Consider the following 14,911-nt stretch of genomic DNA (forward strand, 5'->3'; position numbering starts at 1 on the left):
ACCGATGAGCGCGCAGCTCCTGGGCCTGCACCAGCCCGGCACGACGCTGCTGCACCGGCTGCCCGCCGGCGCGAAGCTCCTCGGCCTGATGGCGGCCGGCCTCGTCGTGGTCCTCGTCCACGGGCCCGCGTCGGCGCTGGTGTTCGTCCTCGTTGCCGCCGGCCTGCTGGTGTGGTCCGGTGCGCGCCTGGGCCTCACGCTGCGAGCGATGCGCTGGCTGCTGCTGACCGCGGCGATCCTCGGCGCGTGGACCGTCTGGCAGAACGGCTGGCCGCGTGCGGTCGAGGTCGTCGGCGACCTGGTCGCCCTCGTCCTCCTCGCCACCACGATCACCGTCACGACTCCGGTCGACGAGGTGATGGACGCCGTCGCCCGGGGGCTCCGCCCGCTGCGCCCCGTGGGTGTCGACCCCGAGGCGGTGGCGCTGGCGTTCTCGCTGATGCTGCGCGCGATCCCGACGACCATCGGCCTCGCCGAGGAGTCGCGCGACGCCGCCGTCGCCCGCGGGCTGGAGCGGTCACCGCGAGCGCGGCTGATCCCGTTCGTGGTCCGCGTCGTCGCCCGGGCGCACGACACCGGCGACGCGCTCCACGCGCGCGGGATCGGCGACGACTGATCGGGGCGCCCCGGCGGGAGTCACCGGATATCCGGGGACTCTCCCGCTTGTCACACCAGATCTCGGCCGACAAGCGGGAGACTCGGGTGCCAAGCTCACTCCAGCCGCTGGTTGAGGAACCACCGGTGGCCGAAGGGGTCCCGGAACACGGCCACCCGCCCGGCCGGCGGGCTGTCCTCGGGCCCGCGGTCGAGCGAGACACCCGAGGCGACCACCCGGTCACAGGCCGCGTCGACGTCGTCGACCCCCAGGTGCAGGGAGACGGCCGCACCGCGCGAGGCGTCCGGTGCGGCCACGCCCGCCGACTCGAACTCGTCCGACATCATCCAGCGGCCGCCGCCGACGGCGAGCTCGACGTGGCCGACCCGGCCGTCGTCCATCACGATCGGCTCGACGACGACCTCGGCGCCGAGCACGTCGACGTACCACTGGATCGCGGCCCGCGCGTCGAAGACGCAGAGGTACGGCGTCAGCTCGGCCATGGCGTCACTTCACCAGCCGGGGGGACGCCTGTCCACCCACGGGGCAGCCGCCTCGACCTGTGCCGCGAGCGAGAGCAGCAGCTCCTCCTCGGCCGGTCGAGCGGCGACCATCACGCCGACCGGGAGGCCGTCGTCGGTCCAGTGCAGCGGCAGCGACACCGCCGGCATCCCGGTGACGTTCCAGGCGCTCGTCCACGGGGTGAACGCCTTCTGCGCGGCGAAGTCGCGGGCCGGGTCCGCGTCGTCGCGCAGGGCGCCGACCGCGACCGGGGGGCTTGCGAGGGTGGGCGTGAGGACGACGTCGTACGGCGCCAGCGCGGCGAGGGCTGTCGCAGCGTGCTGCCGGAGCCGTCCGATCGCGAGCCCGAACTCCGGTCCGCTGACGGCGTGGCCGAGCCCGCCGAGCCAGCGGGTGAGCGGGCGGAGGCGGTCCTCCCGGCCCGGAGGCGCCGGGGAGAGCGCGGTCAGCACCGCCCAGCAGGTCTCGAAGTCGGCGACCGCCTCGCGCGAGATCGGGACCGGCACGTCCTCGACGTCGTGGCCGAGGCCCTCGAGCAGGCGCGCCGCCCCGTCCCACGCGGTCACTGCCGACGGGTGGACGTCGACGTCGGCGATGACGGGCGCGATGAAGCGTCCGACCCGCAGCCGGCCCGGCTCGCGGTCGCAGGCGCCGAGGAAGCTGCCCGACGGCGCGGGGGCCCAGAACGGGTCGCCGACGCGCCGTCCGGCGAGCACGTCGAGGAGCGCGGCGGCGTCACGCACGTTGCGGGCGAGGGTGCCTGCCGTCGCCAGCCCGACCGGGTCGCCGTAGCGCGGCGCGCCGCTGATCCGGCCGCGCGAGGGCTTGAGACCGACCAGGCCGCAGCACGAGGCGGGGATCCGGATCGAGCCGCCACCGTCGGAGCCCGGCGCCACAGGCAGCAGCCCCGCTGCGACGGCCGCCGCGGCACCGCCGGACGAGCCGCCGGCCGTGCGGGTGGTGTCCCACGGCGTGACAGCGGGCGGGGCGACGTCGGGCTCGGTGTAGCAGGGCGAGCCGAACTCGGGCGTGCTCGTCTTGCCCAGGCTCGGCATGCCGGCGACCTCGACGGTGAGGACGAGGTCGTCGGACTCCCCGGGCACGAAGTCGTCGTAGGCCGCGGAGCCGAACGTGGTGCGGACCCCGGCCGTCGGGTGGAGGTCCTTGATGCCGGTCGGGACGCCCCAGAGCGGACCTGCGTCCGCGGGGCGCCCCGACCCGGCCAGGAGGGCGGTCAGTCGGCGGGCGTGGTCGCGCGCCTGCTCGTGGGTCGTCGTGATGAACGCACCCACGGCGTCGGCGCGGCCGGCGTAGTGCTCGACCAGCTCGAGCGGCGACACCTCGCCGCGGCGTACGGCGTCACCCTGCTCGAGCGCGGTCAGGTCGTGGAGCACGTGGCCGAACCTACCCGCCGATCGACCAGCGGATCAGGTCAGGCCGCGACGTCGACCTCGTGCGCGACGAGGGCGTCGAGGGCGCCGAGGAAGCGCTGCACGGCCGCCTCGTTCTCCAGGGGGTCACCCTCGAGCGCGGGCTCGTCGACGACGATGCCCTCCACGACGACAGCGCCGGCGATGGTGGCGGAGTGGCGGGCGTGCTCGTGCGACCACTTGCCGCCGTACGGCGTGGGGGTGGCGCCGATGGCCGCGAAGGGCTTGCCGACGATGGCGCCCTGGCCGTAGGGCCGCGACAGCCAGTCGATCGCGTTGTTGAGCACGGCCGGCATGGTGCCGTTGTACTCCGGCGTCACGGCGAGCACCCGGTCGGCGCTGGCGACGGCCTCGCGGAGGGCGGTGGCGGCGGCGGGAGCCGACTCGCCGTCGATCTCCTCGTTGTAGAACGGGACGGCGTCGATGCCCTCGACGACGTCGACGGTGACGCCCGCGGGGGCGTGGTCGCGGAGGTGCTCGGCGATGCGACGGTTGAGCGAACCGGCGCGGTAGGAACCGAGGAGGACGGCGACACGGGTCTGCTTCTGGTTGGTCATGACCGTCGAAACGGACCACGGTCCGCTTCTATTCCGGTGCGGCCGAACTTTCTCCCCACCTAGGCTGAGGGACGTGACCCACCTCCTGCCGCTGGCCGACGAGCCTGCGCCGGAGCGTGCCGACGCGGCGCGCAACCGGGAGGCGATCCTCGCAGCGGCGCTGCGCCTGGTGGAGACGCGGGGGGTCGGCTGCGTGACGATGGACACGGTCGCGGCCGAGGCCGGCGTCGGCAAGGGCACGCTCTTCCGGCGCTTCGAGAGCCGCGAGGGCCTGATGGCCGCGGTCCTCAACGAGTCCGAGACCACGTGGCAGGGCAGCGTCATCTCGGGCCCGCCTCCGCTCGGGCCCGGCGCTCCCCCGATGGAGCGCCTCCTCGCGTTCGGCCACTCGCGGATGAGGGTCAACGTCACGCACGGTGACCTGATCAGAGCGGCGACAGGTCAGGACCCGGTCCGTTCCCGGGCGGCGGCGGGGTTCGCGCTCATGCACGTACGACACCTGCTCGGCCAGCTCGAGGTGACGGGCGACCTGCACTTCCTGGCGTTCGCGCTGCTCGCCCCGCTGGAGGCGATGGCGCTCGAGCAGCAGCGGGTCGACGGGGTCAGCCTCGAGCAGATCGAGGCCGCCTGGGACGACCTCGTGGCACGCGTGGTCGGTTGACCGTCGGCGTCCTCGACGTCAGCCGCCCAGCCGCTTCTTCATCGCGGCGATCTCGACCTGCTGGTCGGTGCCGATGTGGCTGGCCAGCTGGAAGATCTCGGACTCCTGGCCGCCCTCGCCGCCGGTCAGCAAGGTCTCGACCATCACCACCGCGCCCTCGTGGTGACGGATCATGCCGCGCAGGAACAGTCGGTCGAACCGCTCGCCCTTGGCGCGTGCGAGCTGCTCGAGCTGCGCGGGGGTCAGCATGCCGGGCATGTCCTGGTGGCCGGCGTGGCCGCCGTGCTCGCCGTGCATGCCCGACACCATCTCGCCGCGCTGGGTGAGCCACTTCTCGAGGAGCGCCATCTCGTCCTGCTGCGACACCTCGATGCGCTCGGCGAGCTGCGCGAGGTCCGGGTCCGCGGCACGGTCCTCCACCAGGGCGGTCATCTCGAGCGCCTGCTGGTGGTGCGGCAGCATCATCTGGACGAACTCGACGTCGGCGTCGGTGAAGGTGGGCTCGTCGACGGCCTCCGCCTCGTCCGGCGACAGCGTCTTCCCTGCCTCGCCCGGCGCGCCGAGCTGCACCACCGGCGCCGCATCCTCCTGGTCCGCCGGCGGGTCGTCGGACGTGCACGCCGACGAGCCGATCGCGACGGCGAGCCCCACGAGGAGCGCGGGCCACGGACGCGTCCGAGCGGCCCTGCTGTCGCCCCTGCTCCCCATGCGGATCTCCCACTCGTTCGGTGCTGGCTGGCTGGCTGACTGGATCCCGGTGTCGCAACTGCTCGCCCGAGGGTCTGGCGGTCCGGGTGTGACCCTCGCTACGTTGTCCGACATCGTAGGTCGATCTCGCGGCGGGCCTCCCGGTCCCGGCACCACGGCCGACCTGAGCGGGAGGGTACCCACATGTCGCGTCTGCCCCGTCCGAGCCGGTCCGTGCTGCGAGCTGCCGGGGTGATCGTCCTCGGGGCCGCGCTCCTGCCGGCGATGTCGTACGCCGCCGACCTGCCTGACCCGACCGACCCGCGCGTCGGGCTCGCGCCCGGCTACCTCCCGTGGACGGAGGCGAGCAGCAACATCGAGCTGCTCGACAACGACCCGCGGGTCGCGCCCTTCGACGCGGCGCCGGGCAACTTCGGCTTCGTGAACTCCGACCTCGCCTTCACCGGCGACACCGCGGTGGTCGGCAACTTCAACGGCTTCCAGTTCTACGACATCTCGGACCCGGAGAACCCGACGCTGAGCGGCTCCTTCGTGTGCCCGGGCGGCCAGGGCGACGTGTCGGTCTACGGCGACCTGCTGTTCATGTCGGTCGAGGAGACCCGCGGCCGCATCGACTGCGGCAGCCAGGGCGCCGCCGGCCAGGTCAACCCGGAGCGCTTCCGCGGCGTGCGGATCTTCGACATCAGCGACCAGAGCAACCCGGTCCAGCTGCCCGGCGTGCAGACCTGCCGCGGGTCCCACACGCACTCGATCGTGACCGACCCCGACGACCCGGACAACATCTACATCTACAACTCCGGCACGTCCGGCGTACGCCCCGCGGCGGAGCTCGCGGGTTGCGAGAACGCCAACGCCAACAACCCGGCGCCGGTCACCTCGGGCAACCCGACGCAGTGGCGCATCGACGTGATCAAGGTGCCGCTGGCCGCACCGCAGACGGCGGCCATCGTGAGCCAGCCGCGGATCTTCACCGACCCGGCGACGGGCGCCTACAACGGGCTGCAGAACACCACCCCGGGCACGCTCCACCCCAGCGGTACGGCGTACTCGCCGCTGCCGAACACCAACACCTGCCACGACCTGACCTCGTTCCCGGCCAAGGAGCTCGTCGCCGGCGCGTGCCAGGGCAACGGCATCCTGCTCGACACCTCGGACCCGGTGAACCCGGTGCGCCTCGACGCGGTGTCCGACCCGAACTTCTCCTACTGGCACTCGGCGAGCTTCAACAACGACGGCACCAAGGTGATCTTCACCGACGAGTGGGGCGGCGGCACGAGCGCCCGCTGCCGGGCGACCGACAAGCTCGAGTGGGGCGCCGACGCGCTCTTCGACCTCGAGGGCGACCAGATGGAGTTCGCCAGCTACTACAAGATGCCGGCCGTGCAGACCACGCAGGAGAACTGCGTGGCCCACAACTCCTCGCTGGTGCCGGTGCCGGGCCGCGACATCCTCGTGCAGGCCTGGTACCAGGGCGGCCTGTCGGTCATCGACTTCAGCGACACCGCCAACCCCGTCGAGATCGCCTACTTCGACCGCGGCCCGATCAACACCCCCAGCCCGACCGGGCTCAACCTCGGCGGCCTCTGGTCGACCTACTGGTTCAACGGCCAGGTCTACGGCAGCGAGATCGCCCGCGGGTTCGACACCTTCGGGCTGCAGACGAGCGACCTGCTGAGCGAGAACGAGCTCGACGCCGCCCGCGAGGTGCAGCTCGACGAGTTCAACCCCCAGCACCAGGAGCAGATCGTCTGGACGCCGAGCTTCAACGTCGCCGGCGCCTACTTCGACCAGGCCGTCCGCTCCGGCGAGCTGAGCGGCAAGACGCTCGACACGGTCGAGAAGCACCTCGCCAAGGCGGAGAAGCTCGACGGCCGCGGCGCCGCGGCCAAGGCCCAGCTGGCCAACGCCATCCGGGTCCTGGGCGGCTCCGGTGACCAGGGCGAGCTCAAGCAGGCGCTGCAGGAGCTGCGCGACAGCCTCTGAGCAGGGTGGGCGTCGCCCCGGTCCCCCGGGTGGCGGCGCCCCTCAGCGGTGGTGCCGGCGCAGGCCGAAGGTCAGGCCGTCGACGAGCGCGCCCCACGACGCCTCGATCACGTTGGCGCCGACACCGACGGTGACCCACGACGACTCCCCGTCGGTGGTCTCGATGAGCACGCGGGTGATCGCGTCGGTGCCGTGGCCCTGGTCGAGGATGCGCACCTTGTAGTCGATCAGCTCGAACTTCGCGACCTCGGGGAACGCCTGCCCGATGGCCTCGCGCAGCGCCGCGTCGAGGGCGTTCACCGGGCCGTTGCCCTCGCCGGTGACGACGTAGCGCACGCCCTCCGCCCGCAGCTTCACCGTCGCCTCGGAGACGGCCTCGCCGTCGGTGCGCGTCTCGGTGATGACGCGCCACGACTCGACGTCGAAGTAGGAGGGCCGCGCGCCCTCGACCTCCTCGGCGAGCAGCAGCTCGAAGGAGGCGTCGGCGGCCTCGAAGGTGTACCCGCGCTGCTCGAGCGCCTTGACCCGGTCGGTCACCCGCGTGACCAGGGCCTTCATCTCGGGCGAGCCGTCGGAGAGGTCGTAGCCCAGCTCGCGGCCCTTGAGCTCGATCGAGGCGCGCCCGGCCATGTCGGAGACGAGCAGTCGCATGTCGTTGCCGACGACGAGCGGGTCGAGGTGCTGGTAGAGGTTCGGGTCGACCTTGATGGCGCTGGCGTGGAGGCCGGCCTTGTGGGCGAACGCCGAGGTGCCGACGTACGGCTGGCGTGAGGCCGGCGGCACGTTGGTGACCTCGGCGACGGCGTGCGCGATACGGGTCGCCTCGCGCAGCAAGCCCTGCGGCAGGACGTTCCGGTCGAGCTTGAGCTCGAGGTTCGCGACGACGGTGACGAGGTCGGCGTTGCCCGTGCGCTCACCGTAGCCGTTGATGCAGCCCTGCACGTGGCTCGCGCCCGCGGCGACGGCGGCCAGCGAGTTGGCCACGGCGCAGCCGCTGTCGTTGTGGGCGTGGATGCCGACGCGGGCGCCGGTGGTGTCGATGACGTCGAGCACGACGTCGGACACCCAGTCGGGCAGCATGCCTCCGTTGGTGTCGCACAGGGCGACCACCTCCGCACCGGCCTCGGCGGCGGTGCGCAGCACCTCGAGGGCGTACGCCCGGTTGGCGCGGTAGCCGTCGAAGAAGTGCTCGGCGTCGAGGAAGACGGTCTGCCCCTCCTCGCGCAGGTGGGTGACCGTGTCACGCACCATCGCGAGGTTCTCCTCGAGCGTGGTGCGCAGCGCGAGCTCGACGTGGCGGTCGTGCGACTTGGCGACGAGGGTGACGACGCCCGCGCCGGAGTCACGGAGCGCGCCGACGAGCGGGTCGTCGGCAGCACGTACGCCGGCCCGGCGGGTGGCGCCGAAGGCAGCGAGCCGCGCGTGGCGCAGGTCGAGCTCCTCGCGGGCGCGGCGGAAGAACTCGGTGTCCTTGGGGTTGGCGCCCGGCCAGCCGCCCTCGATGTAGCCCACTCCGAGGCCGTCGAGCTGCTTGGCGATGCTCAGCTTGTCGGCGACCGAGAGGTTGAGGCCCTCCTGCTGGGCGCCGTCGCGCAGGGTGGTGTCGTAGACGTGGAACGAGCCGTGCAGGTCCATCGGAGGTCTCTCGGTCGCAGATGTGGGGCAGGGTGGGGGCAGAAAAAAACCTCCTGGGGTGCAGGAGGTCGGCGCGGCGGGGAGTCCCGTCGCGCTAGGCAATGATGATCGAGCTGATGATCGTGCTGGTGGTCACGACTTCATGGTGCCACCGATCCTGCGCCGCTGAGACGGACGTCTCGGCATCCGGTCGGCCCGCGTGCGCGCGCCCCGGGTCGCCACCCCCCACGAGCGACGCCCGGGGCACGCGATTCCCCCCAGCTGTGGGCCAAGTCCATCGCCTCGGACGGGCAGCGACCACGAACAGCGACCCGCACACTTCTCGTACAGTTCCGCTGCCTTGCCGGTTCTAACCGACCCAGGTCGCCTTGGCACCGCCGTCCTGGGACGAGTTCACGACCATCTGGCCCTCCTCGAGCGCGACGCGGGTCAGGCCGCCTCGCGGCACGGTGACGTCGCGGCCGTCGAAGAACACGAACGGCCTGAGGTCCACGTGGCGCGGCTGCGGGACACCGTCGACGATCGTCGGCTGGGTGGAGAGCGAGACGACGTCCTGGACGATCCAGCGCTCCGGCGCGTCCCGCATGGCCTGCCTGGTGGCGGACAGCTGGTCCGACGACGCCGTCGGCCCGATGACGACGTCCTCGCCGCCGGCCCCGTCGCGCGGCTTCGCCACGAGCCCGGGCAGCCGGTCGAGGGCTTCCTGCACCCGGTCGGCGTCGGTGAGGTCGTAGGTCGGCACGGAGCGCACGCGCGGCTCCTCGTCGAGGTAGTAGCGGACCATGTCGTCGACGTGGGCGTAGACGGACTTGTCGTCGGCGACCCCGGTGCCGTAGCAGTTCACCATGCCCGTCCGTCCGGCGCGCCACGGCTCGAGCAGCAGTCCCGCCACGTCGGCGGTGGGATCGGCGGGTGCCAGTCCGTCCTGCTCGGTGCGTCGGTAGACGGCGCGCACGGGGGTCCCGTCGGTCAGTCGCAGCACCTCTCCGTCGCGCCGCAGGTCGTCGAGCCGGACGAGCTCGAGGCCCGCCTCGTCGGCGAGGCGACGGTGCTCGTAGAAGGCCGAGTTGTCCGGACCGTCGGTCAGCAGCACGAGCGCGCCGTCGCCCTTGGGGTTGGTGGCCTCCAGGCAGCGTCGCAGCGCCGCGGCGCACGCGTCGAGGTCGGACGACGGCTCGACGCCCAGCACCTGCGACACGGCCTCGGACACGGCCATGGCGTACGCCATCCCCGACGGCGTGCGGACGTTGTCCTCCAGCACCAGCAGGGTGCCGTCCTCGTCGCGGACGACGTCGAACCCGGCGACCGAGATCCACGCGCCACCGACCGGGGCGCTGCCGGCGAGGTCGTGCTCGAGGTAGGGCGTGGCGTCCAGCACGTGCGCCGGGACGACGCCGTCCGCGACGCACCGGCGCTCGGCGTAGACGTCGGCGACGAAGGCGTCGAGCGCGCGGATGCGCTGCGCCAGGCCGCCGGCGAGCAGCTCCCACTCCTCGGGGTCGAGCAGCCGCGGGACGGGGTCGGCGCGGAACGCGTGACCGCCGTCGCCGCCGAAGCGGACGCCTCGCTCCTCCAGCACGGCGTTGACGCGGCGGCTCAGCTCGTCGCGCTCCGCGGCGGACGTGGGGCGGTGGGTGGGATCGGCCGGGGTCCGGTGGTCGGGCTGGTGCATCCGACCTGTCTACCAAGCGTGTGGACGACCGCTCCCCCCGAAAGGAGGGGCGCGCGGGGCGGCCGTCGGGGTCCCGGCCGCCAGATGACGAGAGCCCCCGACCGGTGGTCGGGGTCTCTCGCCCGTGGCTCACTCCGGTCGGTCGGGCTCCTCGTCGACGACCTCGCCGTCGAGGAGCAGCGGGTCCGCGTCCTGCGGGTCGTCGACCACGTGCACGGCCGCTTCCTCGGCGCCAGCGGCAGCGCCGTCGATGCCGACGTCCTCGGCGACGAGGTCCTTCTCGGTGTCGGTGCGCACCCCCTCGTCCTCGGCGACGAGGCGTCCGGCGCGCTCGCCCTCGGCGCCCTCGAGGTCGGCCTGGACGGCCTCGCCCTCGGTCGAGTCCTCGGCCACCATCGCGGCGAGGTCGCCCCGCGCGGCCTCCTCGTCGGCGACCTCGTACGGGTCGGGCTCGGCGACCTCCTGGTCGACCCGCTGGTCCAGCGACTGGCCCTGGGCCTCCTCGAGCGGGGTGTTGCCGTAGCCCTGTGCCGCCGACCACTTCTCCGGCGGCGAGTAGCCCTCGTCCAGCGGCTCCGCGAGGCCGCGGTCGTCGACCAGGCTGTCGCCCTCGCCCTGGGGCTGGTTCTCGTCGTCGACGCTGTAGCCGTGGTAGCTCTCGTTGTCGGTCGTGTCCCCGGTGACGTCCACGGCGGGATCGGTGCCGATCTCGCTGCTGATGTCGGGCTGGTCCGAGCTCATCGGTCCTCCTGCTGTCGGGTGTCTGGACCCGTCAGGTACCCAGCGCAGGCCCTGCTGAACGGCGAGGTCCGTCACAACCAGCCGGGGAGGCGTACGTCGGAGAACGGCGCCGCGTCGTACGGCGCCCAGCTGGTGCCCTGGGCCGACGCCGCGGCAGCCAGCCCGGTGCCGAGGGCCGCGACGAGCAGCGTGACGAGCAGCCACGGCACAGCGCGGCGCGCGAGCGGGTCGACGAGGCGGTGGACGGGCGAGCGCAGCCGCTCCGAGCCCGGACCCCACCAGGTCGACAGGGCGAACATCACGCCGATCACCCCGAGCGACGTCGTGAGCGACAGGGAGGCTGCGAAGCAGAGCAGGGCGACCGCGCAGGCGATGCCGGCGCTCCAGAGGAACAGCAGCAGCGCACCGCTGAGGCCGGCGACCGCGTGCCAGGGCGCGGCGAGCAGCACCTGGATGCCGTCGTACCACCTGGCTCCGCGCCGGTCGCGACGACTGCCTGCGGACGACGCGGCCAGCGAGCCGCTGCGCAGCAACCACACGGTCACGAAGAGGACGGCGAGCGCGACGTAGGGCGCGAAGGTGATGGCGCCCGCGACGACGCCACCGAGGGCGAACAACGTGAGCGTACGGCGCAGCCGCTGGCCGGTCGGCACGTGCGGCCGAGCGGGCGGTCCGTAGTCGCCGACGTACTCGGTGGAGCCGTCCGGCAGCACGCGGGTCTGCCGGTGCGGCAACGTGCCTGCGTCACCCCATCCGACGGTGGCGTGGTCGTCGTCGCCCGGTCGGTCCCAGTCGTCGGACCAGTGCACCGGCTCGTCCTCCGGCTGCGCGGACGACGGTGCGTACGACGGCGCGGTGGGCGGCGGCGTCCCGGCCAGGGCCGCCGCGGCGCTGCCGACGCGGGTCGGCGCCTCGAGGTCCTGGCGGACGCTCGCGACATACGGAAGCGTGACGGGGGCGGCTGCGCGGTCGTCGCGCTCGTCGGTCCCGTCGGGCTCGGGTGACCCGAGGTCCTCGAGCCAGTCGCGGACCTCGTCCAGGGTCGGCCGGTCGGCGGGCTCGGGAGCGAGCGCCTCCTCGATGAGCTCGAGCACCTCGGGGTCGAGGCCGGTGAGGTCGTGCTCGCCGCGCCGGACGCGGTCCATGACCGCCACCGACGGCCCGCGGCCGTAGGGGGCGCGGCCGGTGCCGGCGTAGGCCACCGTGGCCGCCCACGCATGGACGTCGGACGCGGGGGTGGCGTCGTCGCCGTAGAGGATCTCGGGCGCGAGGTAGCCGGGCGTGCCGAGCAGCCAGCCGTTCATGGTGATGCGCGAGTCCTCGGCGACACGGGCCAGGCCGAAGTCGATGAGGATCGGCGTGCGGCCCTCCATGATCACGTTGGACGGCTTGATGTCGCGGTGGAGCACGCCGACCGAGTGGACCGCCTCGAGCGCCTCGGCGAGGCAGTCGGCGAACCAGAGCAGGTCCTCGCCGTCGAGCGCCCCCTCCTCCTGCACGTGGTCGTGCAGCGAGAGGCCGGGCACGTAGCGCGTGGCGACGAAGGGGATCTCGCCGAACGGGTCGGCGTCGACGATCTCGGCGATGCGACGGCTGCGGATCCGGCTCAGCGAGCTGACCTCGCGCGCCAGCCGACGCCGGGCCTCGTCGTCACCGACCACGTGCGGGCGCAGCACCTTGATCGCCACCGGGCGCTCCCCCGGCTTCTGCCCGAGGTGCACCACGCCCATGCCGCCCTCGCCGAGGCGGGCACGCAGCGCGTAGCCGCCGACGGTCAGCCCGGGCGGCGGCGCCTTCGGGGACGTCGTCACGGCACGAGGATACGGCCGGAGCCCGGCGTTCCCCCGATCCCTGACGCCACGCCGCGCGCCGTTGTCGTACCCGTGGGTGACGATGGAGGCATGGAGGAGGTACGACGGCGCCTGGCGCGTGAGCGCGACGAGACGCTGGCGCGGTTGGCCGACCTGACCGGCGACCACGAGTCGATCGTGGCGGCCTCCCTCGACACCAACGCCGACGACGAGCACGACCCCGAGGGCGCGACCATCGCCTTCGAGCGCTCCCAGATCGGCGCGCTGGTGCGCCAGGTGCGGCACCACGCGGCTGAGGTCGACGCGGCGCTCGACCGGGTGGAGGCCGGCACCTACGGCGTGTGCGAGTCCTGCGGGGACGACGTCGGCGCCGCCCGGCTCGATGCCCTGCCCGCGGCGCGCACGTGCATCAGGTGCGCGGGGCGCGCCCCCGGCCTACGGTGACGAGCATGACCGACCTCACGCCCGAACAGCCCTACGAGAACGGCACGCGCGTCACGCTGGGCCACGTCCCTCTCGCCGTCGTGCGGCACGACGGCGTGTCCCTCGACGCGCTGCGCGACCTGTTCGACGCCGCCTACCCCGCCGTCGGCGGCCTCTTCGGCTCCGGTGCGCTCGTCCCTGCGGGCCCGGCGCTCGCGGTCTACCACGGCGACCCGCAGGACTCGTTCGACATCGAGATCGGCTTCCCCGTGGTCGAGCCGCCCGGCTCGCCGGTCACGGTCGGCGACCTCCAGGTCGTCGGCTCCACCCTTCCAGTCGGTCCTGCCCTCGCAGCGACGCACCTCGGGGCGTACGACGGATTGGGTCAGGCCTGGGGTCGGCTCGCGCAGGCTGCGGGCGCCACCCCCACCGGCGACTGGATCGAGGTCTACGTCTCCGACCCGAGCGACTCACCGACCGCCCTGCGCACCAACCTCCTCATGCCCGTCCGCGACTGAAAGGCGAGGTCCCCAGCGCTGGTCGACGAGGACCGTCTTCGCTGGTTGAGGAGCGACGAAGTCGCGTCACGAAACCTGTGTTGATGGGGGGCCATTGTCGGTGGTCGTCGGTAGAATCGAACACATGATCGAGACGCTGGCAGGCCGCGGAGCAGGTGGGGTCGAGGACCTCACCGCCCGCGATCTGCTGGCGCTCGCGCGGGACCGCAAGAGTGCCGAGGACCGCGCTGCGGCTGACCTGTTGGTCGTAGCCGCGCGCTGGGCCGACCTGCACCCGCCGGAGTCGATCCACGACGCAGCAGCCTTCACCGTCCCCGGCTCGGAGCACGAGGAGCCCATCGCAGGCGACGGTGCGCCGCTGGTCGCGGAGTTCTGCCTCGCCGAGCTCGGCGGCGTCCTCGGGGTCTCGACGACGGCAGCGAAGAAGCTCGTCGGCCACGGCCTCGAGCTGCGCCACCGCCTCCCGCGACTGTGGGCGCAGGTCCAGGCCGGACGGGTGCCCGCGTGGCGGGCCCGGGCGGTTGCGGAGGTCACCATCCACACCGCTCCGGCCCTGACTCGCGACGCGGCGGCGTACGTCGACGCGCAGGTCGCCGCCGTCGCGGGGAAGGTCGGGCCGGCGCAGCTGGACCGGCTCGTCGCCGAAGCCATCAAGCGCTACGACCTCGCCGAGGTCGATCCGGCCGCGAACCCGGAGGACGGCTACCTGTCGGTCGACCCCCGCCACGTCACCATCCACGACGACGACGTGCACTACGCCGGCACCATGCGGATCGAGGCCGAGCTCGACATCGCCGACGCCCTGGACCTCGACCGCGCCCTCGCGCGGGCTGCCGAGGTGCAGAAGGCGCTGGGGTCCGCGCTGTCCCTGGGCGCTCGACGGGCCAAGGCCCTCGGGGACCTGGCCCGGACCCAGACCGCCCTCGACCTCGCCGGCGCAGGTGCCGACCGTGAGCACCTGCCCGCCGCGCGGGAGGTCGTCCTCCACGCCCACTTCGACGCCGCCCTCTCCGGAGACACGACCGTCTTCGGTCCCGCCGGTCGGATGGAGGAGGGCCAGCGGCTGATCCTGCTCGAGCAGGTCAAGGACTGGTGCGGCGACTCCCGCACCAAGGTCACCATCAAGCCCGTCATCGACCTCAACGCCCAGCTGCACACCGCGGCGTACGAGGTGCCCGACCGGATCCGCGAGCAGATCATTCTGCGCGACCGGACGTGCGTGTTCCCGTGGTGCACCCGACCCGCCCGCGGCTGCGACATCGACCACGTCACCGAGTTCGACCATCAGGCAGAGGCGGAAGGCCGCCCACAACCCGGGCCAACCCTCACCCGCAACCTCGCCGCACTCTGCCGGTTCCACCACCGATTGAAGACCCACACCGCCTGGCACTACGAGATGACCGAGCCCGGAGTGTTCGAGTGGACCTCACCCCACGGCCACACCTACCGACGCGACCGCACCGGCACCACCGCGATCAACCAGGCCGAGCCATCAGCGGTCGATCCACCCGACCCGCCCGACGTCCCGCGCCCTCGCCGACCATGACCCCGCCCCGCACCCCACCACCAGGTAGCGGGGCCACAGGCACGTCCCCCGATCTGTGATCCCGGGTGCCTGGACGATCTCCGGCGTGCTGCGTCGTGACGGTGGGCCT

Annotated in this window: 14 protein-coding genes; 6 read left to right on the top strand and 8 right to left on the bottom strand. The window is 73.1% G+C overall.

What is annotated here, in order from left to right; translation table 11 throughout:
- Positions 1-4 precede the first annotated feature (4 nt).
- Positions 5-616, top strand: coding sequence for an energy-coupling factor transporter transmembrane component T family protein (locus AC3A3L_RS10010; protein ID WP_487639883.1), 612 nt, complete (start codon positions 5-7; stop codon positions 614-616).
- Between the two features lie 95 nt (positions 617-711).
- Here AC3A3L_RS10010 and AC3A3L_RS10015 read toward each other — a convergent pair whose 3' ends face one another.
- The 3 genes from AC3A3L_RS10015 to AC3A3L_RS10025 are packed head-to-tail and all read right to left on the bottom strand — an operon-like array spanning position 712 to position 3,104.
- A complete protein-coding gene (locus tag AC3A3L_RS10015) occupies positions 712-1,098 on the bottom strand; it encodes a VOC family protein (protein ID WP_487639884.1) in 387 nt (128 codons plus the stop codon).
- 9 nt (positions 1,099-1,107) lie between these two features.
- Positions 1,108-2,511, bottom strand: coding sequence for an amidase (locus AC3A3L_RS10020; RefSeq protein WP_487639885.1), 1,404 nt, complete (start codon positions 2,509-2,511; stop codon positions 1,108-1,110).
- A gap of 38 nt (positions 2,512-2,549) precedes the next feature.
- A complete protein-coding gene (locus AC3A3L_RS10025) occupies positions 2,550-3,104 on the bottom strand; it encodes an NADPH-dependent FMN reductase (protein WP_487639886.1) in 555 nt (184 codons plus the stop codon).
- Between the two features lie 73 nt (positions 3,105-3,177).
- Here AC3A3L_RS10025 and AC3A3L_RS10030 point away from each other — a divergent pair, with 73 nt between their 5' ends.
- Complete coding sequence (locus AC3A3L_RS10030) at positions 3,178-3,765, top strand: TetR/AcrR family transcriptional regulator (RefSeq protein ID WP_487639887.1); 588 nt, start codon at positions 3,178-3,180, stop codon at positions 3,763-3,765.
- A gap of 18 nt (positions 3,766-3,783) precedes the next feature.
- Here the strand turns inward: AC3A3L_RS10030 and AC3A3L_RS10035 are convergent, their stop codons facing one another.
- Positions 3,784-4,473 (bottom strand): DUF305 domain-containing protein, encoded by a 690-nt coding sequence (locus AC3A3L_RS10035; RefSeq protein ID WP_487639888.1) that lies wholly within the window; start codon positions 4,471-4,473, stop codon positions 3,784-3,786.
- Positions 4,474-4,656: 183 nt separating this feature from the next.
- Between AC3A3L_RS10035 and AC3A3L_RS10040 the strand changes: the two genes are divergently transcribed.
- A complete protein-coding gene (locus AC3A3L_RS10040; RefSeq protein WP_487639889.1) occupies positions 4,657-6,456 on the top strand; it encodes an LVIVD repeat-containing protein in 1,800 nt (599 codons plus the stop codon).
- 42 nt (positions 6,457-6,498) lie between these two features.
- Here AC3A3L_RS10040 and cimA read toward each other — a convergent pair whose 3' ends face one another.
- The 4 genes from cimA to AC3A3L_RS10060 form a co-directional block, all read right to left on the bottom strand.
- On the bottom strand, positions 6,499-8,091 hold the full coding sequence (gene cimA, locus AC3A3L_RS10045; protein WP_487639890.1) for a citramalate synthase: 1,593 nt from the start codon (positions 8,089-8,091) through the stop codon (positions 6,499-6,501).
- 349 nt (positions 8,092-8,440) lie between these two features.
- Positions 8,441-9,763 (bottom strand): circularly permuted type 2 ATP-grasp protein, encoded by a 1,323-nt coding sequence (locus tag AC3A3L_RS10050; protein ID WP_487639891.1) that lies wholly within the window; start codon positions 9,761-9,763, stop codon positions 8,441-8,443.
- Positions 9,764-9,892: 129 nt separating this feature from the next.
- Positions 9,893-10,504, bottom strand: a complete 612-nt coding sequence (locus AC3A3L_RS10055; RefSeq protein ID WP_487639892.1) for a DUF5709 domain-containing protein — start codon at positions 10,502-10,504, stop codon at positions 9,893-9,895.
- A gap of 71 nt (positions 10,505-10,575) precedes the next feature.
- Positions 10,576-12,315, bottom strand: coding sequence for a serine/threonine protein kinase (locus AC3A3L_RS10060; RefSeq protein WP_487639893.1), 1,740 nt, complete (start codon positions 12,313-12,315; stop codon positions 10,576-10,578).
- 90 nt (positions 12,316-12,405) lie between these two features.
- On the opposite strand from AC3A3L_RS10060, the gene AC3A3L_RS10065 reads away from it, so the two are divergent.
- The 3 genes from AC3A3L_RS10065 to AC3A3L_RS10075 all read left to right on the top strand — a co-directional run bounded on the left by AC3A3L_RS10065 (position 12,406) and on the right by AC3A3L_RS10075 (position 14,802).
- Entirely contained in the window at positions 12,406-12,759 is a 354-nt protein-coding gene (locus AC3A3L_RS10065) for a TraR/DksA family transcriptional regulator (RefSeq protein WP_487639894.1), read from the top strand.
- 5 nt (positions 12,760-12,764) lie between these two features.
- Positions 12,765-13,256 carry a GyrI-like domain-containing protein gene (locus tag AC3A3L_RS10070; protein WP_487639895.1) on the top strand — a complete coding sequence of 164 codons (492 nt, stop codon included), beginning with the start codon at positions 12,765-12,767 and terminating at the stop codon, positions 13,254-13,256.
- Between the two features lie 124 nt (positions 13,257-13,380).
- Entirely contained in the window at positions 13,381-14,802 is a 1,422-nt protein-coding gene (locus AC3A3L_RS10075) for an HNH endonuclease signature motif containing protein (RefSeq protein WP_487639896.1), read from the top strand.
- Positions 14,803-14,911: the final 109 nt, after the last annotated feature.

The organism is Nocardioides sp. Soil_C_8 (assembly GCF_057656315.1).

What these genes read in the sequence shown, in the direction of transcription:
- AC3A3L_RS10050 (WP_487639891.1), bottom strand. Translation starts at nt 9,763, where the DNA reads ATGCACCAGCCCGACCACCGGACCCCGGCCGATCCCACCCACCGCCCC.
- AC3A3L_RS10065 (WP_487639894.1), top strand. Translation starts at nt 12,406, where the DNA reads ATGGAGGAGGTACGACGGCGCCTGGCGCGTGAGCGCGACGAGACGCTG.
- AC3A3L_RS10015 (WP_487639884.1), bottom strand. Translation starts at nt 1,098, where the DNA reads ATGGCCGAGCTGACGCCGTACCTCTGCGTCTTCGACGCGCGGGCCGCG.
- AC3A3L_RS10035 (WP_487639888.1), bottom strand. Translation starts at nt 4,473, where the DNA reads ATGGGGAGCAGGGGCGACAGCAGGGCCGCTCGGACGCGTCCGTGGCCC.
- AC3A3L_RS10055 (WP_487639892.1), bottom strand. Translation starts at nt 10,504, where the DNA reads ATGAGCTCGGACCAGCCCGACATCAGCAGCGAGATCGGCACCGATCCC.
- AC3A3L_RS10040 (WP_487639889.1), top strand. Translation starts at nt 4,657, where the DNA reads ATGTCGCGTCTGCCCCGTCCGAGCCGGTCCGTGCTGCGAGCTGCCGGG.
- AC3A3L_RS10025 (WP_487639886.1), bottom strand. Translation starts at nt 3,104, where the DNA reads ATGACCAACCAGAAGCAGACCCGTGTCGCCGTCCTCCTCGGTTCCTAC.
- AC3A3L_RS10070 (WP_487639895.1), top strand. Translation starts at nt 12,765, where the DNA reads ATGACCGACCTCACGCCCGAACAGCCCTACGAGAACGGCACGCGCGTC.
- cimA (WP_487639890.1), bottom strand. Translation starts at nt 8,091, where the DNA reads ATGGACCTGCACGGCTCGTTCCACGTCTACGACACCACCCTGCGCGAC.
- AC3A3L_RS10010 (WP_487639883.1), top strand. Translation starts at nt 5, where the DNA reads ATGAGCGCGCAGCTCCTGGGCCTGCACCAGCCCGGCACGACGCTGCTG.
- AC3A3L_RS10075 (WP_487639896.1), top strand. Translation starts at nt 13,381, where the DNA reads ATGATCGAGACGCTGGCAGGCCGCGGAGCAGGTGGGGTCGAGGACCTC.